Annotated in this window: 21 protein-coding genes; 8 read left to right on the top strand and 13 right to left on the bottom strand. The window is 55.1% G+C overall.

Annotated features, from left to right (window positions below; all coding sequences use genetic code 11):
• The first annotated feature begins 6 nt into the window (after positions 1–6).
• Both pyrF and yciH read left to right on the top strand, forming a co-directional pair.
• On the top strand, positions 7–744 hold the full coding sequence (gene pyrF / locus NB069_RS12655) for an orotidine-5'-phosphate decarboxylase (RefSeq protein WP_250584036.1): 738 nt from the start codon (positions 7–9) through the stop codon (positions 742–744).
• Positions 744–1,070, top strand: a complete 327-nt coding sequence (gene yciH, locus NB069_RS12650; RefSeq protein ID WP_039031861.1) for a stress response translation initiation inhibitor YciH — start codon at positions 744–746, stop codon at positions 1,068–1,070. Before pyrF ends, yciH begins: the two co-directional genes overlap by 1 nt.
• A gap of 112 nt (positions 1,071–1,182) precedes the next feature.
• Here yciH and osmB read toward each other — a convergent pair whose 3' ends face one another.
• From osmB to yciZ, 3 genes are all read right to left on the bottom strand, one after another.
• The gene (gene osmB / locus NB069_RS12645; RefSeq protein ID WP_250584034.1) at positions 1,183–1,401 is read right to left on the bottom strand and encodes an osmotically-inducible lipoprotein OsmB; all 219 of its coding nucleotides are present in this window, start codon (positions 1,399–1,401) and stop codon (positions 1,183–1,185) included.
• 262 nt (positions 1,402–1,663) lie between these two features.
• The gene (yciT, locus tag NB069_RS12640; RefSeq protein WP_250584032.1) at positions 1,664–2,419 is read right to left on the bottom strand and encodes a DNA-binding transcriptional regulator YciT; all 756 of its coding nucleotides are present in this window, start codon (positions 2,417–2,419) and stop codon (positions 1,664–1,666) included.
• A gap of 67 nt (positions 2,420–2,486) precedes the next feature.
• A complete protein-coding gene (gene yciZ, locus NB069_RS12635; RefSeq protein ID WP_250584030.1) occupies positions 2,487–2,669 on the bottom strand; it encodes a protein YciZ/DeoL in 183 nt (60 codons plus the stop codon).
• A 192-nt stretch (positions 2,670–2,861) separates the two neighbouring features.
• Here yciZ and NB069_RS12630 point away from each other — a divergent pair, with 192 nt between their 5' ends.
• Positions 2,862–3,731, top strand: coding sequence for a crotonase/enoyl-CoA hydratase family protein (locus NB069_RS12630; RefSeq protein ID WP_250584029.1), 870 nt, complete (start codon positions 2,862–2,864; stop codon positions 3,729–3,731).
• Here NB069_RS12630 and pdeR read toward each other — a convergent pair.
• The 10 genes from pdeR to pspF all read right to left on the bottom strand — a co-directional run bounded on the left by pdeR (position 3,728) and on the right by pspF (position 16,477).
• Positions 3,728–5,719 carry a cyclic di-GMP phosphodiesterase gene (gene pdeR / locus NB069_RS12625; RefSeq protein WP_250584027.1) on the bottom strand — a complete coding sequence of 664 codons (1,992 nt, stop codon included), beginning with the start codon at positions 5,717–5,719 and terminating at the stop codon, positions 3,728–3,730. The genes NB069_RS12630 and pdeR overlap by 4 nt on opposite strands.
• Before the next feature lie 322 nt (positions 5,720–6,041).
• Positions 6,042–7,976, bottom strand: coding sequence for an exoribonuclease II (locus NB069_RS12620; protein WP_250584025.1), 1,935 nt, complete (start codon positions 7,974–7,976; stop codon positions 6,042–6,044).
• Between the two features lie 89 nt (positions 7,977–8,065).
• On the bottom strand, positions 8,066–9,058 hold the full coding sequence (locus tag NB069_RS12615) for a CMD domain-containing protein (protein ID WP_250584023.1): 993 nt from the start codon (positions 9,056–9,058) through the stop codon (positions 8,066–8,068).
• A gap of 160 nt (positions 9,059–9,218) precedes the next feature.
• On the bottom strand, positions 9,219–10,007 hold the full coding sequence (gene fabI / locus NB069_RS12610; protein WP_039031868.1) for an enoyl-ACP reductase FabI: 789 nt from the start codon (positions 10,005–10,007) through the stop codon (positions 9,219–9,221).
• A gap of 124 nt (positions 10,008–10,131) precedes the next feature.
• Positions 10,132–10,938 (bottom strand): putrescine export ABC transporter ATP-binding protein SapF, encoded by an 807-nt coding sequence (sapF, locus tag NB069_RS12605; RefSeq protein WP_138369197.1) that lies wholly within the window; start codon positions 10,936–10,938, stop codon positions 10,132–10,134.
• A gap of 1 nt (position 10,939) precedes the next feature.
• Positions 10,940–11,932, bottom strand: coding sequence for a putrescine export ABC transporter ATP-binding protein SapD (gene sapD, locus NB069_RS12600; RefSeq protein WP_250584021.1), 993 nt, complete (start codon positions 11,930–11,932; stop codon positions 10,940–10,942).
• Positions 11,932–12,822: a putrescine export ABC transporter permease SapC gene (gene sapC, locus NB069_RS12595; protein WP_250584019.1), complete on the bottom strand. Its 891-nt coding sequence runs from the start codon at positions 12,820–12,822 to the stop codon at positions 11,932–11,934. The genes sapD and sapC overlap by 1 nt, the downstream gene beginning before the upstream one ends.
• On the bottom strand, positions 12,809–13,774 hold the full coding sequence (sapB, locus tag NB069_RS12590; protein ID WP_250584017.1) for a putrescine export ABC transporter permease SapB: 966 nt from the start codon (positions 13,772–13,774) through the stop codon (positions 12,809–12,811). The genes sapC and sapB overlap by 14 nt, the downstream gene beginning before the upstream one ends.
• Positions 13,771–15,411, bottom strand: coding sequence for an ABC transporter substrate-binding protein SapA (gene sapA / locus NB069_RS12585; protein WP_250584015.1), 1,641 nt, complete (start codon positions 15,409–15,411; stop codon positions 13,771–13,773). Before sapA ends, sapB begins: the two co-directional genes overlap by 4 nt.
• Before the next feature lie 88 nt (positions 15,412–15,499).
• Entirely contained in the window at positions 15,500–16,477 is a 978-nt protein-coding gene (gene pspF / locus NB069_RS12580) for a phage shock protein operon transcriptional activator (RefSeq protein WP_250584013.1), read from the bottom strand.
• Positions 16,478–16,643: 166 nt separating this feature from the next.
• Here pspF and pspA point away from each other — a divergent pair, with 166 nt between their 5' ends.
• From pspA to NB069_RS12555, 5 genes are all read left to right on the top strand, one after another.
• Positions 16,644–17,312 (top strand): phage shock protein PspA, encoded by a 669-nt coding sequence (pspA, locus tag NB069_RS12575; RefSeq protein ID WP_250584011.1) that lies wholly within the window; start codon positions 16,644–16,646, stop codon positions 17,310–17,312.
• Positions 17,313–17,363: 51 nt separating this feature from the next.
• Positions 17,364–17,588, top strand: coding sequence for an envelope stress response membrane protein PspB (gene pspB, locus NB069_RS12570; protein ID WP_250584009.1), 225 nt, complete (start codon positions 17,364–17,366; stop codon positions 17,586–17,588).
• Positions 17,588–17,944 (top strand): envelope stress response membrane protein PspC, encoded by a 357-nt coding sequence (gene pspC, locus NB069_RS12565; protein WP_250584007.1) that lies wholly within the window; start codon positions 17,588–17,590, stop codon positions 17,942–17,944. Before pspB ends, pspC begins: the two co-directional genes overlap by 1 nt.
• Before the next feature lie 14 nt (positions 17,945–17,958).
• Positions 17,959–18,180: a phage shock protein PspD gene (pspD, locus tag NB069_RS12560; RefSeq protein WP_250584005.1), complete on the top strand. Its 222-nt coding sequence runs from the start codon at positions 17,959–17,961 to the stop codon at positions 18,178–18,180.
• 188 nt (positions 18,181–18,368) lie between these two features.
• Entirely contained in the window at positions 18,369–20,066 is a 1,698-nt protein-coding gene (locus NB069_RS12555) for a sugar phosphorylase (RefSeq protein WP_284677016.1), read from the top strand.
• The last annotated feature ends 4 nt before the right edge of the window (positions 20,067–20,070 follow it).

The following is a 20,070-nucleotide window of genomic DNA, read 5'->3' as shown; positions in this document are numbered from 1 at the left end:
CCGGTCATGACGTCTGTAGCTTCATCTATTTCCCGCGCAGTTACTGAATCTCCTGTTGTTGTCGCTCTGGATTACAATAATCGCGACAATGCCTTAGCGTTCGTTGATCGTATTGACCCGCGCGACTGTCGCCTGAAAATCGGTAAAGAGATGTTCACGCTTTTTGGTCCGCAAATCGTTCGCGACATGCACCAGCGCGGTTTTGATGTCTTTCTTGACCTGAAATTCCACGATATTCCGAATACTACCGCCCATGCGGTCGCTGCTGCGGCCGAGCTGGGCGTCTGGATGGTTAACGTCCATGCTTCCGGTGGCGCGCGCATGATGACTGCGGCCCGCGAAGCCCTGCTTCCTTTCGGGAAAGACGCTCCGTTGCTGATTGCTGTCACCGTGCTTACCAGTATGGAAGCCGGTGACCTGTTGGATCTTGGCATTACGTTGTCACCTGCAGAGCACGCCGAACGCCTGGCACGTTTGACGCATAATTGTGGTCTGGATGGCGTCGTCTGTTCCGCCCAGGAAGCGGTCCGCTTCAAAAGCGCTATCGGCCAGGAATTTAAGCTGGTGACACCGGGTATCCGTCCTGCCGGGAGCGATGCAGGGGATCAGCGACGCATTATGACGCCGGAACAGGCGCTGGCAGCCGGTGTAGACTATATGGTCATTGGCCGACCGGTGACACAGTCAGCGGATCCGGCGCAAACCCTGAAAGCTATCAACGCATCACTTCATAAGGGGGCGTAATGCGCGATACAAACAGTCGTCTGGTCTACTCAACGGACACCGGTCGCATCGATGAGCCAAAAGAAGTTGCAGAGCGGCCTAAAGGCGATGGCATTGTGCGGATTCAACGTCAGACCAGCGGGCGGAAAGGGAAGGGCGTGTGTCTGGTGACAGGAATTGATGCCGACGATGCAACCCTGGCGCAAATTGCCGCTGAACTGAAGAAAAAATGCGGGTGCGGCGGGTCGGTGAAGGATGGCGTAATAGAGATTCAGGGCGACAAGCGGGATCTGATTAAATCCCTGCTGGAAGCCAAAGGGATGAAAGTTAAATTAGCGGGCGGTTAATCCGCTGCAGAAACGAATAAGCCACGGCCTTAGCCGTGGCTTAATATTCTTATATTCAGATAAAGCCAAAACAACGGGGCATTATCAAATAACTGCAGTGGCAACCGGTAAGTTATTTACTTACCTCGTGACCGATAATCCCACCCACCGCGGCACCACCCAGGGTACCCAGTGCGCTACCATCGGTTAACACTGAACCACCGATGGCGCCAGCGCCGGCACCAATCGCGGTATTACGGCTCTGTTTGCTCCAGTTAGAGCAGGCGCTCAGTGACAAAGCCAGCGTGACAGCCAGCATAGCAGCGGATAATTTTTTGCTGTTAATAGACATAACTCATTCTCCTGAAATAGTGATCCATGGAAAGAACTCTACTTAAATAAGTGTAAAACCTTTAAGCCAGTTTTCCATGAAACTGTTCGCGCAGGCGTTACGAAATCACGCAGGTGATAGTCACTTCCTGTTACATCGCTAACATTAATTTTACGTCTTTATGACTGATCCAACAGGTAAATAGTCTTAAAGGAATGGTCGGAATAGTCTCAGAGCGAAGGGCGGGAGAATGACGCCCGAATTCTCGGGCGTTGAAACGGCTTCAGGCAGGTTTTTTGACGATGTCGACGACCAGGCCATCCTGTTGCAGTTTAGTGCTGTGTGCCTCTTTGATGCCTTCGTCGGTAATAACCCGATTGAAGCGGGAGACCGGGCCCATTGTATAGGGGTGAACCGCACCGAATTTTGAGCTGTCGGTAAGGACAATCACCTCGCCGCCTTTTTCCAGCACCGCATTCACCACATCAGAGCGCATCATGTCCCGGCCGGTAAAACCGGTATCAGGCTGCCAGCCGTCGATGCCAATAAAGGCCTTGCTGAAATGGACCTGCTGAACATACTGACGCGTAAGGGGGCCAACCATACTTTCGCTTTTTTTCTGGTAGATACCGCCCAGTAAAATAACCTCGCTGCGCGTCTCCTTAAGAAGATGAGCAATATAGCTGCTCACCGTCACGATGGTGACGTCCTCTTTTTGTTCGGCCAGCGTACGGGCGAGCAGGGCGTTACAGCTGCCGTTTTCGATAAACACCGTTTCGCCATTATTGACCAGAGAAGCGGCAAACTCCGCCAGCTCGCGTTTCAGCGCGTAATTGTTCATCATCCGCGTCTCAACATCTTCGCTGTCCAGTGGGACGGCATAGCCGTGGGCGCGACGAAGGTAACTCATTTTTTCCAGAAGATTGAGATCCTGGCGAATGGTGACCTCAGACACGCCGGTCGCTTTGGCCAAATCAACGACGCTGACTCGACCTGTGTCGATCACCATCTGTAATATTATTTGTTGTCGGGAATTCATAGCATCCATATTAAAACGGCATGGCCGTTAGTTGAAACTGACATACACACGGAAGGCAAAGCGATCGTTAAACTTCCCACGGGGATTTCGGCTGTGCTGCTGCGGGTTCTTTCTGCTCACCTGCCAGAGTCAGTAATTCTGATTTTAATATCTCGAGATTACGAAGAGCAGAGTTCACATCGCCTGCTACCAGAATATCCAGCACAGTATCAATACGTTGCGCCACTTTCAGTGCATCGATATCAGACATAATCTCATCCCTAAATCAAAAGTGAATAAATTCAATGATGCAGAAATTGAAGACAAAAGAGAAGGGAAAAAGTGTGCTAACGAAAGTACATTAATGGTAGTGATAATTTGATGCTTCTTTATACGTATGACTTTGGTAGTGGATTAGTCTAATTCTGCGCGCAAGGCGCTTTTTTCTATGAGGAATTGGACTATGACAATTATCAATCAGGCTACCTGTAAACTGTTCACTGATTCTGCACGATTCACCCAGCTCGCCGGTTATTACGAGGAAGAGAGACGAACCCTGTGGATGATGTTACGGGCTCAGCCGCGCCCCTGCTTCAATCACGCTCTGATAGAGGAGATCATGAACCTGTCGTGGCTGGTCCGCCAGTCCGGTTATGAGGTGGATTTCTGGGTGACCGGTTCGCTGGTACCTGATATGTACAACACCGGTGGCGATTTACGCTTTTTTGTCGATTGCATCGAGAATGGTCGTCGGGAAGCGCTTCGGGCTTATGCCCGCGCCTGTGTGGACTGTGTCCACGCCGCGTCCCGGGGCTTTGATACCGGGGCGATCACCCTGTCGATGGTGGAGGGCAGCGCCCTGGGCGGAGGCTTTGAGGCCGCACTGGCGCACCACTTTTTACTGGCGCAGCGGGATGCACGCTTAGGTTTCCCTGAGATCGCCTTTAATCTCTTCCCCGGCATGGGAGGTTACTCGCTGGTCGCGCGTCGTTCAGGCATGAAGCTGGCGGAGGAGCTTATCTATAAAGGAGAGTCGCACACGGCGGAATGGCACGAGCAACATGGGCTGGTGGACGTGCTGTTTGAACCTGGCCAGGGCTACGTAGCGACGCGAACCTTCATCGACACCTTACAACCTAAATTGAACGGCGTCAGAGCGATGCTGCGTGCCCGTCAGCGCGTTTTACAGCTGCCGCGCAGCGAGCTGATGGATATCACGGAAGATTGGGTGGAAGCGGCGTTCTGCCTGCAACCCAAGGACATCGCTTACATGCAGCGGCTGGTTCTGCTGCAGGATCGCCATACAGCATCCGGCCTGCGTAAAGCCAGTTAACGCGCATTGCGTGACTGATAACGTTTAAACCATCGCTCGAATGCGACAGCGGGCATGGGCCTGGCAAACAGAAAACCCTGTCGTTCGTTGACGCCATTCTTGGTCAGAAAGGCGTCTTCTTTCGCGCTCTCCACCCCTTCAGCAATCACCTGCAAATTCAGCGCCTGAGCGACCGCGACAATTGCGCGCACCAGCGACTGTGAAACCGATTGCTTATGGATATCCCGCACAAACGCCTGGTCGAGCTTAATGGCATCAATGGGAAAACGGGCCAGTTGCGACAGGGAGGAATAACCCGTCCCGAAATCATCAAGGTGGATCTGCGCCCCCAATTTGCTGAACTGCTGGATCACCGACAGCGCCAGCTCTTCGTTTTCAATCAGGCAACTTTCGGTCAGTTCGACATCGATAGGGCAGTACTCAAAATTCAGATCCTTCAGCGCCTGTTTCAGATCGCTGAAAATAGTCTGATCCGCCAGCTGGCGGGCCGAGACGTTAACCGCCACGCGCAGGTTAATCCCCTTATCGCGCCATTTGGCAACCTGGCGGACCACATCGAGCATTACCCAGCGTCCCAGCGGAACGATAAGCCCGGACTCCTCGGCATAGGAGATAAACTCCAGCGGCGGGATCAGCCCGCGCTCCGGCGACTGCCAGCGCACCAGCGCTTCAAGCGTTCTTACTTCGCCGCGCCAGGTAATTTTGGGCTGGTAGTGGATCACCAGTTGATCGTTATCCAGCGCTTTGCGCAGGTTGGTGTCCAGCCACAAATATTCAAAGACGCGCTGATTCATCTCCGGCGAAAATACGCAGAACGTACCGCGGCCGTTCTCTTTTGCGGTATACATCGCGGTATCGGCATTACGGATCACGCTTTCGCGATCGGTGCCGTGCTGAGGAGCCAGTGAAATACCCAGCGAACAGCCGGTATAGACCTCAATTAAGCCAATCCGGAACGGCTGACGCAGCCGGGTGAGGATCCGCGAGGCCATGGCTTCGAGCGCACCCTGTGACGTACCGGTTGCCAGCACGATAAACTCATCGCCGCCGAGACGCGCCAGCACCTGACCATCCTCCAGGCAGCTGAGGATCGCCAGCGCTACTGCCTGCAGAAGCTGGTCGCCAAACATATGCCCGTAGGCGTCATTCACTTTTTTGAAATTATCGAGATCGAGGTAAACCACGCCCACCTGGCCATCGCCACGCGTGTCGATGGCTTCGCTGATCATGTCGTGAATGGCGTTACGGTTAGGCAGACCGGTAATGGTGTCGGTGTTAGCGAGCACCCGGAGGCGTTCCTGTGCGCGGCGCTCTTCAGTGATATCCGTACCTGAACAGATAAGGAAAATTTCATTTTTCCCGCTGCCGCTGTGCACAAATTTATTACGAAACAGAAATAAACGCTGCCCTTTGCGGGTTTTGATCCAGCGCTCTACCTCATAGGAACTGCCGTCACGAAAAAAACCGCTGATATTGCGCCGGGAGGCGGCGGCCTCGCTGCGGCTCATAAACAGTTTAAAGACGTTCTGGCCGATGACTTCGTGCTCTTTCATGCCGGTATATTCTTCGCTCAGACGGTTAAAGCGTTGAATGTTGCCGTGCCGATCGAGAATAACGATGACCGAGTTGGCCTCAGACACAACCTGTTCGGCAAAAGATAATCCCTGGGCCAGATCCCGGGCGACGGAGGGCGTGTCATTCCACGCGGAGGCGGTGCCGGCCCACTCTTTTTTGGTGATTTTACGGCCCACAAGATGCACCGGCACATCAGTACCGTACAGGGAGAGCGTCATAGTGATGCTGGAGGTGATGACCGTCATCTGGCGAATGCTGTCGGCCTGATCGTCAGTCAGCGCCACAACCTGAGTGGTATCAGCGCTTTCGCTGGCCGCAAGATGGAGCGCATTACTGTCCGCCGTCAGTCGCCACCAGGGACTGTGGGTGCCCATGTAACGAAACAGCAAATTTTGCTCCAGATCGTCAATCATGCTCTCTCCCAGGCGCACTTAATTGCACACATCGTGCATTTTCAGTCGGTTTTATCGCGATTACCTGGCGGTAATCCCGAGCTAAACTTATTGTTTTTTCCCAGTATTCTTATATTAGAACGAGAATAGCGAAAAAGGATACTGACGAATGAATATTCCGGTCACAGCCTACGACGTCAAGCACGCTGACGTTAATAAGTGTGATCGCTTTTAGAAATTTGTGGGGGAAACAGGTAAGGAAAAATGATGAATTTGAGGTGAGTTCAAAAATAAAAAGTCGGTTCACCCACGAGAGATGAACCGACCTTTAAGCAGACAACAATCAGACAGCAGGGCGGGCGATGACGCTGCGCGTTTCCATACGTACTTCAGCGATAGTCACGTCGATAACTTCGGTCACTTTATACGCCACTTCGCCTTTGATCTGCACGGTGCCGTTTTCCTGGCTGCAGACCAGCTCGTCACGCACGGCGTGAAGGAACGGTGCTGGAATGAAGGCCACGGCGCCATTATCCACCAGACGCACGCGCATGCCGCCACGGCTGATATCGATGATCTCAGCTGCAAAACGGGTGTCTGTCCCGGCTTTGTCTTTCAGGAAGCGGGCATACAGCCAGTCGCCGACATCACGTTCTGCCATGCGGTTCAGGCGACGGCGCTCGGCCATCTGCACCGTGGCGTCGTCCTGCGGGCGGGCAATGGTTTCGCCTTTGACGATCGCTTTTAGCAGACGGTGGTTGACCATGTCGCCGTACTTACGGATCGGTGACGTCCAGGTGGCGTAGGCTTCCAGACCCAGACCAAAGTGCGGGCCAGGTTCCGTGCTGATCTCAGCGAAAGACTGGAAACGGCGAATGCGGCTGTCGAGGAAACCAGACGGCTGCGCATCCAGTTCCCGGCGCAGCTTGCAGAAACCGTTCAGGGTCAGGACTTCCTGCGGATCCACATGCACGTCGTGGGTTTTCAGCAGGGCCGCCAGAGCTTCGCTGTTGGCAGGATCGAAACCGGTGTGCACGTTATAGATGCCAAATCCAAGCTTGTCGCGCAGGACGCGGGCCGCACAGATGTTGGCCGCAATCATTGACTCTTCAACGATACGGTTAGCAATGCGACGTGGCTCGGCAACGATATTCAGCACTTCGCCTTTCTCACCGAGAATAAAGCGATAGTCAGGGCGATCCTTAAATACCAGTGCATGGGTCTGACGCCATTCACTGCGGCTCAGGCATACGCGATGCAGCAGACGGATCTGGTCGGCGATGGCCTCATTTTCTGGCTGCCAGGTGCCGCTATTTTCCAGCCAGTCCGACACCTCGTCGTAGACCAGCTTGGCTTTCGACTCGATAAGCGCGGCAAAGAATTCAATATTTTCTTCAATCGTGCCGTCGGCGGCGATGGTCATGCGGCAGGCCAGAACCGGACGCACTTCGTTAGCGCGCAGCGAGCATAAATTATCAGACAGCTCGCGCGGCAGCATCGGGATGTTGAAGCCCGGCAGATAGTTGGTAAAGGCACGGATTTTGGCCGCTTTATCCAGCGGGGTACCTTCGGCGATCCAGGCAGTAGGATCGGCAATCGCCACCGTTAACAGCAGTTTGCCGTCAGCCTGCTCTTCGACATACAGCGCATCGTCCATATCTTCGGTGCTGGCGCTGTCGATAGTGACAAAATTCAGGGCGGTCAGATCGCGACGCTCAAGACCTTCGTCCAGCATATCCGTCGCGGCACCTTCAGGCGCCTCTTTTTCCAGGTTATGGCGTGCAAGAGTGACCCACCATGGCACGAAATGGTCGTCGCCGAAGGTAATAAACTGGGTCAGTTCAGCATAGAAACCGCGATCGCCCTTCAGAGGATGACGGCGCATTTCTGCCACGGCCCAGTCACCCTCTTTGAAATCATGGGTCACGCCACGCTCAGCGCGGCAAGGGATAGCGTCTTTCAGCAGGGGATGGTCCGGAACGATGGACAGACGATCGTCTTTTCTCAACACCTTACCCACAAAACGGGTCAGGAAGGGTTCAATTAATTCTTCAGGCTCGGCGGATTCACGATCCTTTTCGCTATGGATCACGGCCGTAATACGATCGCCGTGCATCACCTTCTTCATCTGCGGAGGCGGAATGAAGTAACTTTTCTGCGCATCGACTTCAAGGAAGCCAAAGCCTTTTTCCGTGGCTTTTACGACCCCTTCTGCACGCGGCGTCTGGGAATGCAGTTGCTGTTTAAGCTGCGCTAGCAGCGGGTTGTCCTGGAGCATAGTGATCTATTTTCGTAGCCATATGAGCGGCTGACAGTTTTACGCGAATCTCACTGTTACAGCAAGCGCTCTTTGGGTCATTAGTGTGGTTATTCGCCTCTGCCAACGGCGATTTTCAGACGGTTCAGCCAGCCGCAAAAAGCGCTCCAGGTAAGCAGGTTGATGGCCTGAACCTGCTGCTGCCCGTCATTTGTCAGCGGGGTAAATTGCGCGGCGCTGAACCGATCCGGTGAACGCGCCAGCTGCTCTGCGGCCCGCATTATCACCTCATCGTCTTTATATTCAGCATGAATACCACTGATGAGAATTTCACCGGTTTGATCGAGGATTGCCGGTTCATGGCACAGCACTGGCGTAAGGTGCTGCAGTAGCGGCTCGTTCTGCCAGCGTTCAAGCGATGCCAGCTGTTGTGGGCTGGCCTGACATCGCTCGACGCCCGGTACAGCGGGTTGCCAGGAGTTCAAATCGTTATCATCGGGCAGGGCGTGGGGCTGAATAGGGTGTCCCGGCAGCCAGCGGACAGGGTGGCCGAGCAGAGCCTGGAAGACCGCCACGACTCGCGCCTGAAAGCCGACAAAACCAATAATCTGGTTAATGGTCACAATGTCATATACCGTCAGGCCCACGTCATCCAGACCCTGCTGCGCTTTGCTGTCGATCACGTCCGGCGAGCAGGCAAGCTGGCGGGCATACTGGGTGATCTGGGCGAGGCGGCGATTGCTTTCACGGGAGGAGTCAGGGCCGGGGAGCGGGGCGAGGAGGGCAGCGTAGTGGTTACACAGACGCTGCACGCCGCAGACCTGCGCCACCGTCAGGGCGGTGCTGAAACGGTCATACGCGCTTAACGTGCGCAGCCGGGTAACTGCCACAGAACGCGGGAAAAAGAGGTCGCACAGCGCCCGTGCCGGGGTTAACCAGCGCTCACAGGCTGCCAGCAACGTTGCGGGTAAAGTGAGGTTCAGCAAAAAACGATCCGCGACCTGTGCGGCTTCGGGAACCAAAGGCAGGACTTCCGTCGGGCTGCTACTGGACTGGGTCTCATGATACCAGTGGCCTTTGCCAGAAATACGGCGTTGTTCCATGTGCGTTCCTTGATCTCAAAATAGCGATCAATATCCTGGCGTAAGGAGGATAAGCGGAAAAATATTGTTAGGTGATAACAAATAGCGGAACGGAATAACGCGGGAAAAGCGGGGTGGGCGGGGCGGCAAACCTTCCCGCCGGAGCGGGAAGGTAACGAACTTATTTAATTTCCAGCTCGTTCATTGCAGCGATGTTGAAACCGCCGTCAACGTGAACCACTTCACCGGAGATGCCAGCAGAGAGGTCAGAGCACAGGAATGCCGCGGAGTTACCCACGTCTTCGATGGTCACGGTGCGACGAATTGGGGTTACCGCTTCGCAGTGTGCCAGCATTTTACGGAAATCTTTGATGCCGGAAGCCGCCAGAGTACGGATTGGACCCGCAGAGATACCGTTCACGCGCACGCCTTCAGGACCCATTGCGTTCGCCATGTAGCGTACGTTTGCTTCCAGAGACGCTTTAGCCAGACCCATTACGTTGTAGTTAGGGATTGCGCGCTCAGCACCCAGGTAGGACAGGGTCAGCAGGGCAGCGCCTGGGTTCAGCATGGAGCGGCAGGATTTTGCCATCGCGACAAAGCTGTAGGAGCTGATGTCGTGTGCGATTTTGAAGCCTTCACGGGTGACGGCATTCACGTAGTCACCGTCCAGCTGGTCGCCCGGTGCAAAGCCGATGGAGTGAACGAAACCGTCAAATTTCGGCCAGGTTTTTGCCAGCTCAGCGAACATGCCATCGATGCTTTCATCTTGAGCAACGTCGCATTCCAGAACAATGCTGGAACCCAGCTGCGCGGCAAACTCTTCTACGCGGCCTTTCAGCTTGTCGTTCTGGTAGGTGAATGCCAGCTCAGCGCCTTCGCGATGCATAGCCTGTGCGATGCCGTATGCGATGGACAGTTTGCTGGCAACGCCAGTGACCAGAATACGCTTACCGGAAAGAAAACCCATAGCTCTTAATCCTTATATTCATTGTTGTGGCGGTTGTCATCTGATGGGACAACCGTCGTTAAAACGCGGCGATAATAGCATGTGTCGCGTGCAGTGTTAATCCGACCACTCCATACGGGGCAGGTCAGCGATCTTTTCGCCAGGCATCAGCGGTCAAGGCTTCGCCAAAATGGCCGGCAATCAAACGTTTGGTCAGATCGTGAAGCGGTGCGGCCAGCACCGACGCGGTACTGCCGCGCTCCACCACTGAGCCTTCATGCATCACCAGCACCTGATCGCTGATGTGCTTCATCATCCCCAGATGCTGGGTCACGTAGATATATGAGATACCCTGTTTTTCCTGCAACTCCAGCATCAGATTGATTAACTGTGAACGCATCGACATATCCAGCGAGGCCAGCGCTTCGTCGGCGATGATCACTTTTGGGCGCAGGATCAGTGCCCGGGCAAGGCCCAGACGCTGCTTCTGCCCTGGTGCCAGCATATGCGGATAATAGCTCACGTGATCCGGCAGCAGCCCAACCATTCGCAGGGTTTCAATAATCTGCTTACGCCGCGCCTCCGGCTCAAGGTCGGTATTCAGGCGGAGCGGAAAATCGAGGATCTGTGAGATACGCTGGCGCGGATTTAGCGACGTCGACGGATCCTGAAAAATCATTCTGATCCGTTGGCTGCGGAACGAGTAGTCGCCAAACTTGAGCAAATGGTCGTCAATCAGGACCTCGCCATCGGAGGGCTCGATCATCCCGGCCAGCATTTTTGCCAGCGTCGATTTTCCGGAGCCGTTCTCACCGATGATCGCCAGGGTCTGCTTTTCGCGCAGGGTAAAGCTCAGCGGCTTTACGGCCTCGACGGTCTGGCGGTGGAATAAGCCGGTGCGATAGCGAAAGGTCTTACTCAGATTGCGCACTTCCAGCAGGGTTTCGACCATGTCACTCTCTCTCCATGTTCAGCGGGAAATGGCAGGCATACAGATGGTTCCTCGCCCCGGTCAGGCGTGGGGTTTCGATGCATTTACGCTGGGCATAGGGACAGCGAGGCCCCAGACGACAGCCAATGGGCAGATGTTCCAGCAGCGGAATCGCCCCCGGCAGGGTATTCAGCCGGCTCTTGTGCGGCATCGGGCTGCCAAAATCAGGAATGGCACGGATCAGCGCCTGGGTATAAGGGTGATGCGGCGTGGTGATCAGGTCTTCGCTGCCTGCGGTCTCTACGGTCTGTCCGCAGTACATCACGTCAATCTTATCCGCCCATTTACTCAGCATCTGCAGGTCATGGCTGATCAGCAAAATGGTGGTGTTATTGTTCTGATTAAGCCGGGTGAGCAGGCGGAAAATTTGCGCCTGCGTGGTGGGCTCCATGGCGTTGGTTGGTTCGTCAGCAATCAGCAGGCGCGGCTGGTTGGCCAGGGCAATGGCGATCATTACTTTCTGACACTCACCGTCGGTCAGCTCATACGGGAAGCTGCGCATGGCGTCTTTGTGATCCTTGATCCCCACCCGGTGCAACAGCTCGATGGCCCGGCGTTTACGCCAGCCAAACCGCTGCCACCAGCGGCCTTTATAGGTCCAGCCAGGGATGTTCTGCATCAGCTGTTTGCCGACCCGTTCCGACGGATCGAGACAGGATTGCGGCTCCTGAAAAATCATCGACACGTTGTGGCCCACCAGCTTACGCCGCTCGCGAACGGAAAGGCGTAGCAGGTCGATGTCATCGAAACGCATGCGGTCGGCAGTAACGCGCCAGTTGTCTTTGGCCACGCCGCAGATCGCTTTCGCAATCAGGCTTTTGCCAGAGCCCGATTCACCCACCAGCCCGCGGATCTCGCCTTCGCTCAGGGTGATGCTGACGCGATCGACCGCTTTGACCCAGCCTTCGCCGGTTTTAATTTCAATCGTCAGATTGCGAATATCCAGTAATGGCATTATTCCACCCCCGCCACAATGGCACGGCGGATCCCGTCGCCAAGCAGGTTCACCAGTAATACGCTAATCATAATTGCGGCGCCCGGCAGCATTACCGTCCAGGGGGCCACGTAGATCAGTTCCAGCGCGTCGCCCAGCATCGCGCCCCATTCCGGAGAGGGCAGTTGCGCGCCGAGATCGAGAAAACCGAGCGCGGCAATATCGAGGATTGCCATCGACAGGGCGCGGGTAATTTCCGTCACCATCCCGGAGGCGATATTGGGCAGTACCGCGAACCACAGAATATTCAAAGTAGTGGCGCCATCGAGGCGGGCGGCCACAACATACTCTTTTTCCAGCTCATCATGCACCAGGCTGTAGACCGAACGCACCATGCGCGGCAGCAGCGCCAGCCACACCGCAAACATGGCGTGGGTCAGGTGCGGGCCAGCAAAGGCCACCACGATAATCGCCAGCAGCAGCGACGGGATCGACAGCAGCGTATCAAGAATATGGTTTGTCACCGCCGATCGCAGGCCGTGCGTGGCGCCGGCAACAATGCCTAACACCAGCCCACACAGCGTGGCGGCCAGCGTGACCACAAAAGCCCCGCCCACGGTCGGTGCTGCACCGCTTAACAGACGGCTCAATACATCGCGCCCGAGATCGTCGGTGCCGAGGAAGAAGGAGACTTCGCCGTAGCGCGACCAGGACGGCGGCAGCAGCTGATAGCCAAGGAACTGCTGGTCGATGCCGTAGGGCGCAAACCAGGAGCCCAGAAGGCACAGCAGCGCAAGGCCGCCGCAGCCGTACAGGCCGATCATCGCCGCGGTGTCGCCATAGAAGTTACGCCACACGGTGCGCAACGCACCGGGCGTGCGCTTTTCACTGTATACGCTATCGTAAGGCATACCATTCCTTATGTTTCAGCGGGTTAGCCATAGCGCCCAGAATATCGGATATCACGTTAACGATGATCACCAGTGCGCCAATCACCATTACGCCGGCGGAGATCGCGGCATAGTCCTGCTGGCGAATGGCGTTAATCAGCCAGCGACCGAGACCGGGCCAGCTGAAGACCATCTCGGTGATCATCGCCAGGGTCAGCATGGTCGAGAACTGCAGACCAAGACGCGGGATCACCGGCGGCAGGGCATTATGCAGCACGTGGCGACGTAAAATGGTCAGCCGCGACAATCCGCGCGTGGCGGCAGCCTTGACGTAGTTTTGATCAAAGACTTCGCTGGTGCTGATGCGCATCAGACGGATCACCTCCGTGGTCGGCGCCACGGCCAGCGCCAGCACCGGCAGCACCATGTGGCGCACGGCGCTGATGATCATCTCATGCCGCCAGACCGAATCTGAGAGCCAGGCGTCAATAATGGCGAATCCGGTAACGGTTTTCACCGCGTATAAAAGGTCAAAACGTCCTGACACCGGCAGCCAGCCCAGCGTCAGCGAGAAAAAGAGGGTCAGCAGCAGCGCCAGCCAGAAGACGGGAACCGAAAACCCGAGCAGGGCGAACGCGCTGATCACCTTGTCCTGCCACTTGTTACGGGTGATCCCGGCGAGCATCCCCAGCGGGATACCTACAACCAGCGCAAAGCCGAAGGCCAGAATGCACAGCTCCATGGTGGCGGGGAACACCTCTTTTAGCTGCTCGGCGATGGGCTGACCGTTAATGCTGGAGACGCCAAAGTCCCAGTGCAGCACCCCTTCAAACCAGAACCACCATGCATTCCACAGCGAGGCACCCTGCAGTGGGGCATGAGGGGTGAAGTAGCTCAGACTGAAACCAACAAAGGTCAGGAAGAGGAGGGTGATCAGCAGCAACAGAAGCCGTCGTAAGGTAAAAATAATCACGGTTTTTTCACCTCTTCTTGATTCACGCGGGAAACGCCAGCGAACGACGCGTTACCAAACGGGCTGAGCACCAGGCCTTTAATATCGTACCGGTATGCCTGAAGACGCAGGGAGGAGGCCAGCGGTAACACCGGCAGCTCTTTGGCGAGAATAATCTGCGCTTGATCGTAGGCGTCAATACGCGCCGCCAGCTGCTGGGTCGAGAGCGCTTTACGCAGGATGTCGTCAAACTCGCGGTTGCACCAGTGGGCATAGTTGGTCTGGGAATCAATTGCCGCGCAGCTCAGCAGCGGACGGAAGAAGCTGTCCGGGTCGTTACTGTCTGTCGCCCAGCCTGTGAGGGTTAAATCATGGTTCATGTCCATCAGGCGCGCCTCCTGAAAACGGCCTTCTACCGGGATAATCACCACGTTGACGCCTACCTGTGCCAGGTCAGCCTGCAGCAGCTCGGCGGTTTTCAGCGGGCTGGGGTTCCAGGCCTGGGAGCTGGTGGGCACCCACAGCTGCAGGGTGAGGTTTTCTGCCCCCAGCGCCTTAAGCTGTTCGCGGGATTTATCCGGGTTGTATTCGGTAATTTTAGCCTCGCTATCGTAGGCCCACGAGGCGCGCGGCAAGATTGAGGCGGCAGTTTCTGCGGTACCGTAATAAATGGACTGCATCAGACGCTGGTTATTGATTGCCAGCGCCAGGGCATGGCGGACTGCCGGATTGTTCAGCGGCGGCTTGTTGGTGTTAAAGGCCAGGTAAGCGATATTCATGCCCGGGCGCAGCGTCAGACGCAGGCGCGGATCGTCGCGCAGGATGGTCAGCTGGCTGGCGGCAGGCCATGCCAGAACGTCACACTCGCCGGTGAGCAGTTTCGACAGGCGTCCGGTTCCGCCGGAGCCTAAATCCACCACCACCTGCGGCATCAGCGGCGTGCCGCGCCAGAATTTCTCATGGCGCGCAAGACGCACGTACTGCCCGGCCCGGTACTCCTCCACCTGGAACGGTCCGGTGCCTACCGGCTGGCGGTCCATCAGCTCCATTTTATCCTGCAGGGTCAGCTGGGTAGCATACTCGGAGGACATCACCGAGGCGTAGTGCGTCGCCAGATGCCACAGGAAGGAGGCATCCGGGCGTGCAAGGGTGAACTCCACCGTGCGGTTATCCAGTTTGCGTACGTTCTTCACCGTGTCGGCAAACTGCAGGCTGTCGAAGTAGGGGAAGTTGCCGCCATTAACGTAGTGCCACGGGTGGTTGCGGTTAAAAATGCGCTGGAAGGTGAAAACCACATCATCCGCATTGAGTTTGCGGGTGGGCTTAAACCACGGCGTGGTCTGAAAGCTGACGTCATCGCGCAGGCGGAAACGGTACGTAGCACCGCTGTCCAGCACTTCCCAGCTCTCCGCCAGCTCCGGCACCAGACGATAGGTATAGGGATCCACATCCAGCAGGCGGTCATAGAGCTGGGCGGCGAGGGTGTCGACGATCAGGCCGCTGCTCGCTTTTTGCGGGTTGAAGGTGTTGACCTGCCCACTTACGCAGTAGACGAAGCCGCTGTCGCGAATATCCGCACGCTCCGGCAGCTCAGGCGCGGCAAAAGCCTGGCTACTGAGCAGACCGAGCGCAATCAGGGACGAGAAAACCAGACGCATAATTTTTAAGGTTTTTAGTGACGATCTGCAAAGTGTATCGCACTTACACCTGCTTCGTAAAAATGTCTGCGGATAAGTGCTGAATATGTCAGCGCATCTGATGCTTTTTGAGCAATGCCCTTAGCTGATGGTAGGTCAGACCCAGCAGTTCAGCCGCCCGTTTCTGATTAAATTTCGCTTCGTGCAGGCTCTTTTCCAGCAACTGCTTTTCCTGCTCATGCTGAAACTGGCGCAAATCGAGCGGCAGGGCAGGCGCGCCGGTCGTACCGGCTGTACTGACGGCGGGCTGCGCGGGGCGATGAAAGGGATCGATAATAATCTCATCCAGCTCCGTTTCGCTGCTGCCGTGGCGGTAGACGGAGCGTTCGACCACGTTTTTCAGCTCACGGATGTTGCCCGGCCAGCGGTAGTCCAGCAGCGTTTCGCGGGCGTGCTGGCTGAAGCCGGGAAACAGCGGCAGCCCCAGTTCGCGGCACATCTGAATGGCAAACTGCCCTGCCAGCAGCATGATGTCGCTGCGCCGCTCCCGCAGCGGCGGCAGGTTGACGACGTCAAACGCCAGCCTGTCCAGCAGGTCGGCACGGAATCTGTCCTGCTCGACCATCTCAGGCAGGTTGGCGTTGGTCGCGCACACCAGACGCACGTTGACCTGTAACGGCTGGCTGCCGCCCACGCGCTCGAGTTCACCATATTCAATAACGCGCAGCAGTTTTTCCTGTACCAGCATCGGCGCGGTGGCCAGCTCATCCAGGAACAGCGTCCCCCCATCGGCGCGTTCAAAACGACCGGGATGGCGACGCTGGGCTCCGGTAAAGGCTCCCGCTTCATGGCCAAACAGTTCGGTATCGAGCAGGTTTTCGTTAAGTGCGGCGCAGTTCAGGGAGATAAACGGCCCATCCCAGCGCCCGGACAGATAATGCAGGCGGTTGGCAATCAGCTCTTTACCCGTACCGCGCTCGCCAATTATCAGCACTGGCTTATTGAGCGGCGCCAGCCTGGATACCTGCTCCAGCACTTCGAGAAAGCTGTTGGCTTCCCCCAGTAACGTATCTTTAAATTCAGCCATGATGAAATTAACCCCTTATTGGTGTAATTCACCAGGCGAGAGTAGGCCTGAATGGGTGAAAAAGCAATCACCTTGCGTAAAATCAATAAGATAAAAAACTGGCACGGGAATTGTATTAGCTAAACAGCAGGGCTTAGCCCGATAACATAAATATGAGGATTCAATTATGGGTATTTTTTCTCGTTTTGCCGACATCGTGAACGCCAACATCAACTCGCTGCTGGAAAAGGCAGAAGATCCGCAGAAGCTGGTTCGTCTGATGATCCAGGAGATGGAAGATACGCTGGTGGAAGTGCGCTCCACCTCTGCCCGTGCGCTGGCCGAAAAGAAACAGCTCACCCGCCGTATTGAACAGGCGACTGCACAGCAGGCTGAATGGCAGGAAAAAGCGGAGCTGGCGCTGCGTAAAGATAAAGACGATCTGGCCCGCTCTGCGCTGATTGAAAAACAGAAGCTGACCGACATCGTTGCCACCCTGGAGCAGGAAGTGACCCTGGTGGATGAAACGCTCACCCGCATGAAAAAAGAGATTGCTGAGCTGGAGAACAAGCTGAGCGAAACCCGCGCCCGTCAGCAGGCCCTGACGTTGCGCCATCAGGCCGCTAACTCGTCACGCGACGTGCGCCGTCAGCTCGACAGCGGCAAGATTGACGAAGCCATGGCCCGCTTCGAGTCATTTGAACGCCGTATCGATCAGATGGAAGCCGAAGCGGAAAGCCACAGCTTCGGCAAACAGAAAACGCTGGATCAGCAGTTTGCCGATCTGAAAGCGGATGACGAAATCAGCGAGCAGCTGGCCGCGCTGAAGGCCAGAGTGAAACAAGACAATCAATAATAACGACTGCGGCGCCTGCTGGCGCCGCCACTCATAAGACAAGGAGTAGACATGAGCGCGCTTTTTCTTGCCATTCCGTTGACCATTTTCGTGCTGTTTGTTCTGCCGATCTGGTTATGGCTGCACTACAGTAACCGTTCTTCCCGGGGAGAGCTGTCGCAAAGCGAACACCAGCGCCTGGCGCAATTAACTCAGGACGCTAATAAAATGCGCGACCGTATTCAGGCGCTGGAAGCGATTCTGGATGCGGAACATCCGAACTGGAGGGATCGCTAATGGCTCTGAACCTGAACAAAAAGTTGTGGCGTATTCCCCAGCAGGGGATGGTCCGCGGCGTCTGTGCCGGGCTGGCGCATTATCTCGACGTGCCGGTGAAACTGGTTCGTGTGGTGACGGTGCTGTCCATTTTCTTCGGCCTGGCCTTTATTACCCTGGTGGCCTATATCATTTTATCCTTCGTGCTGGACCCGATGCCGGACAGCGCGTTGAACGATGAAAATGCCCCCACCAGCAGTGAATTACTGGATGCGGTGGACGCCGAACTGTCGGCAGGTGAAAAGCGCCTGCGCGAGATGGAGCGGTACGTCACCTCGGATACCTTTACGCTGCGAAGCCGTTTTCGTCAGCTTTAACTGAGAGACCTGATATGAACCAACGCTGGCAACAGGCCGGGCAGCGCGTTAAGCCGGGCATTAAAATCGCAGGGAAGCTGGTACTCTTGACCGCACTGCGTTACGGCCCGGCGGGCGTCGCGGGCTGGGCGATTAAATCGGTCGCCCGTAAGCCTGTCCGCATGCTGCTTGCGATGGCGCTGGAGCCGATGCTGAAGAAGCTGGCCAACCGCGTATCCCGCCGTTACTTATCCTGATATTCCCATGAATGAGTCCTTTCCTTTATCCGGAGAGGACTTGTAACCCCTCCAGATTTTTTTCCTCCTTTATTTGCGACAGTTCACATTAATGCGTTGAGCTGGTTTGCAAACCGCCTGTTATGCATCCGGGTCCGTTGACAGACATTTTTCATGGGAGTAGATTGCCACTTCGTGGGACCGCTACCATGGAAAATAATGTGAACGCAAAAATTAAGAATTTAATCAAGTTGGTTTACGGGGAATCGTTTTCTGAAGCGCATTTTAAGATGCTTTTCGAGAAAATGGACAGGGCTGGCTCTGTTATAACTGAAAAACGTAAAGCAGTCTGGGATGAAAAAGACGTTGTCCTGATTACCTATGCCGATCAGTTTTCTGCCACAGGGGAGAAAGCGCTGCCCGTTTTCACGCGCTTTTATAACGAGTGGCTTTCACGGACTTTCTCTCATGTTCATCTTTTACCTTTTTATCCGTGGTCTTCTGATGACGGATTTTCGGTTATTGATTATCATGAAGTCGCGCCTGAAACCGGGGCGTGGCAAGACATTTCTGAATTAAAGCAGGCAACTAATTTAATGTTTGATTTTGTCTGCAACCATATGTCCGCCCGGAGTCAATGGTTTGAAAATTATATTAACCAGGTCGCTGGCTATGAAGACTTTTTTATTTCCGTTGAGCCTGACACTGATTTATCGGCAGTGACGCGACCCAGGGCATTGCCGCTGCTGACGCCTTTCACTCTTAAAGATGGCAGCACACGGCATCTGTGGACCACCTTCAGTGAGGACCAAATCGATCTCAATTTCGCCTCTCCTGAGGTGTTGATCGCGATGGTGGACGTACTGCTTCATTACCTTGTTGAAGGGGCAAGTTACGTTCGCCTGGATGCCGTCGGGTTTATGTGGAAAATCCCCGGGACAAGCTGTATTCACCTTGAGCAAACCCACCAGCTTATTCAGCTTTTCCGCGCCATTACTGATGCAGTAGCGCCGGGGACAGTGCTCATCACCGAGACGAATGTTCCGCATAAAGATAATATTTCCTACTTTGGCGATGGCGAAAATGAAGCGCAGATGGTTTATCAGTTCTCGTTGCCTCCGCTCGTGCTGAATGCAATTCATTGTCAAAATGTTCAGGCTCTCTGTCAGTGGGCAGCGTCGCTGAAGCTGCCTTCGCGGAAAACCACCTGGTTCAATTTTCTGGCTTCGCATGACGGCATTGGCCTCAATCCTTTGCGCGGCATTTTACCTGAGACGGAAATCATCTCCCCGGTAGAGAAGCTACAGAACGAAGGCGCCCTGGTAAACTGGAAAAATAATCCTGATGGCACGTGCAGCCCGTATGAAATAAACGTGACCTATCTCGATGCATTAAGCACGAAGGCATGTGACGAGAATGAGCGCGTGGTCAGGTTTATTCTGGCGCATGCCGTATTGTTAAGCTTCCCGGGCGTGCCGGCGATATATATTCAGAGTATTCTTGGTTCGCGTAATGATTATGACGGGGTTACACGTCTTGGATATAACCGCGCGATTAACCGTAAGAAGTATTTTTCTGAGGAAATAGAGCAGGAACTTGCTGACAATAAAACGTTGCGACACAAAATTTATCATGCGTTAAGTGAGCTAATCGCGGTGCGTCGGGCTGAGAAAGCATTCCACCCCAACAGCGAGGCAATTTTTGAAATGTCAGGTGAGCAGGTGCTTAAAATTATTCGCATTGCGGAGAATGGCGAGCGGGTTACTGCTTTATTTAACTTTAGTAGCCAATATCAAAACATTAAGTCAGCCATTCAAACCGGTAAGGAGTTGATCACCGGAAATGATATTAATGGTACAACTCTGACCCTTAATCCATGGCAGGTCATGTGGATTAAAGAAAACTAAAAAA

It is taken from the genome of Leclercia adecarboxylata, assembly GCF_023639785.1.
GTDB lineage: Bacteria > Pseudomonadota > Gammaproteobacteria > Enterobacterales > Enterobacteriaceae > Enterobacter > Enterobacter adecarboxylatus_D.
The sequence above is the reverse complement of the archived record's forward strand: the minus strand, read 5'-3'. Positions and strand labels throughout refer to the sequence as shown.

Bases quoted from the DNA above. Each gene is read 5' to 3' on its own strand.
- NB069_RS12630 (WP_250584029.1), top strand. From the start codon at position 2,862: ATGACAATTATCAATCAGGCTACCTGTAAACTGTTCACTGATTCTGCA.
- pspB (WP_250584009.1), top strand. From the start codon at position 17,364: ATGAGCGCGCTTTTTCTTGCCATTCCGTTGACCATTTTCGTGCTGTTT.
- yciZ (WP_250584030.1), bottom strand. From the start codon at position 2,669: ATGTCTGATATCGATGCACTGAAAGTGGCGCAACGTATTGATACTGTG.
- sapC (WP_250584019.1), bottom strand. From the start codon at position 12,822: ATGCCTTACGATAGCGTATACAGTGAAAAGCGCACGCCCGGTGCGTTG.
- NB069_RS12620 (WP_250584025.1), bottom strand. From the start codon at position 7,976: ATGCTCCAGGACAACCCGCTGCTAGCGCAGCTTAAACAGCAACTGCAT.
- osmB (WP_250584034.1), bottom strand. From the start codon at position 1,401: ATGTCTATTAACAGCAAAAAATTATCCGCTGCTATGCTGGCTGTCACG.
- NB069_RS12615 (WP_250584023.1), bottom strand. From the start codon at position 9,058: ATGGAACAACGCCGTATTTCTGGCAAAGGCCACTGGTATCATGAGACC.
- sapF (WP_138369197.1), bottom strand. From the start codon at position 10,938: ATGGTCGAAACCCTGCTGGAAGTGCGCAATCTGAGTAAGACCTTTCGC.
- pspA (WP_250584011.1), top strand. From the start codon at position 16,644: ATGGGTATTTTTTCTCGTTTTGCCGACATCGTGAACGCCAACATCAAC.
- pspD (WP_250584005.1), top strand. From the start codon at position 17,959: ATGAACCAACGCTGGCAACAGGCCGGGCAGCGCGTTAAGCCGGGCATT.
- pyrF (WP_250584036.1), top strand. From the start codon at position 7: ATGACGTCTGTAGCTTCATCTATTTCCCGCGCAGTTACTGAATCTCCT.
- yciT (WP_250584032.1), bottom strand. From the start codon at position 2,419: ATGAATTCCCGACAACAAATAATATTACAGATGGTGATCGACACAGGT.
- fabI (WP_039031868.1), bottom strand. From the start codon at position 10,007: ATGGGTTTTCTTTCCGGTAAGCGTATTCTGGTCACTGGCGTTGCCAGC.
- yciH (WP_039031861.1), top strand. From the start codon at position 744: ATGCGCGATACAAACAGTCGTCTGGTCTACTCAACGGACACCGGTCGC.
- NB069_RS12555 (WP_284677016.1), top strand. From the start codon at position 18,369: ATGGAAAATAATGTGAACGCAAAAATTAAGAATTTAATCAAGTTGGTT.
- pdeR (WP_250584027.1), bottom strand. From the start codon at position 5,719: ATGATTGACGATCTGGAGCAAAATTTGCTGTTTCGTTACATGGGCACC.
- pspC (WP_250584007.1), top strand. From the start codon at position 17,588: ATGGCTCTGAACCTGAACAAAAAGTTGTGGCGTATTCCCCAGCAGGGG.
- sapA (WP_250584015.1), bottom strand. From the start codon at position 15,411: ATGCGTCTGGTTTTCTCGTCCCTGATTGCGCTCGGTCTGCTCAGTAGC.
- pspF (WP_250584013.1), bottom strand. From the start codon at position 16,477: ATGGCTGAATTTAAAGATACGTTACTGGGGGAAGCCAACAGCTTTCTC.
- sapD (WP_250584021.1), bottom strand. From the start codon at position 11,932: ATGCCATTACTGGATATTCGCAATCTGACGATTGAAATTAAAACCGGC.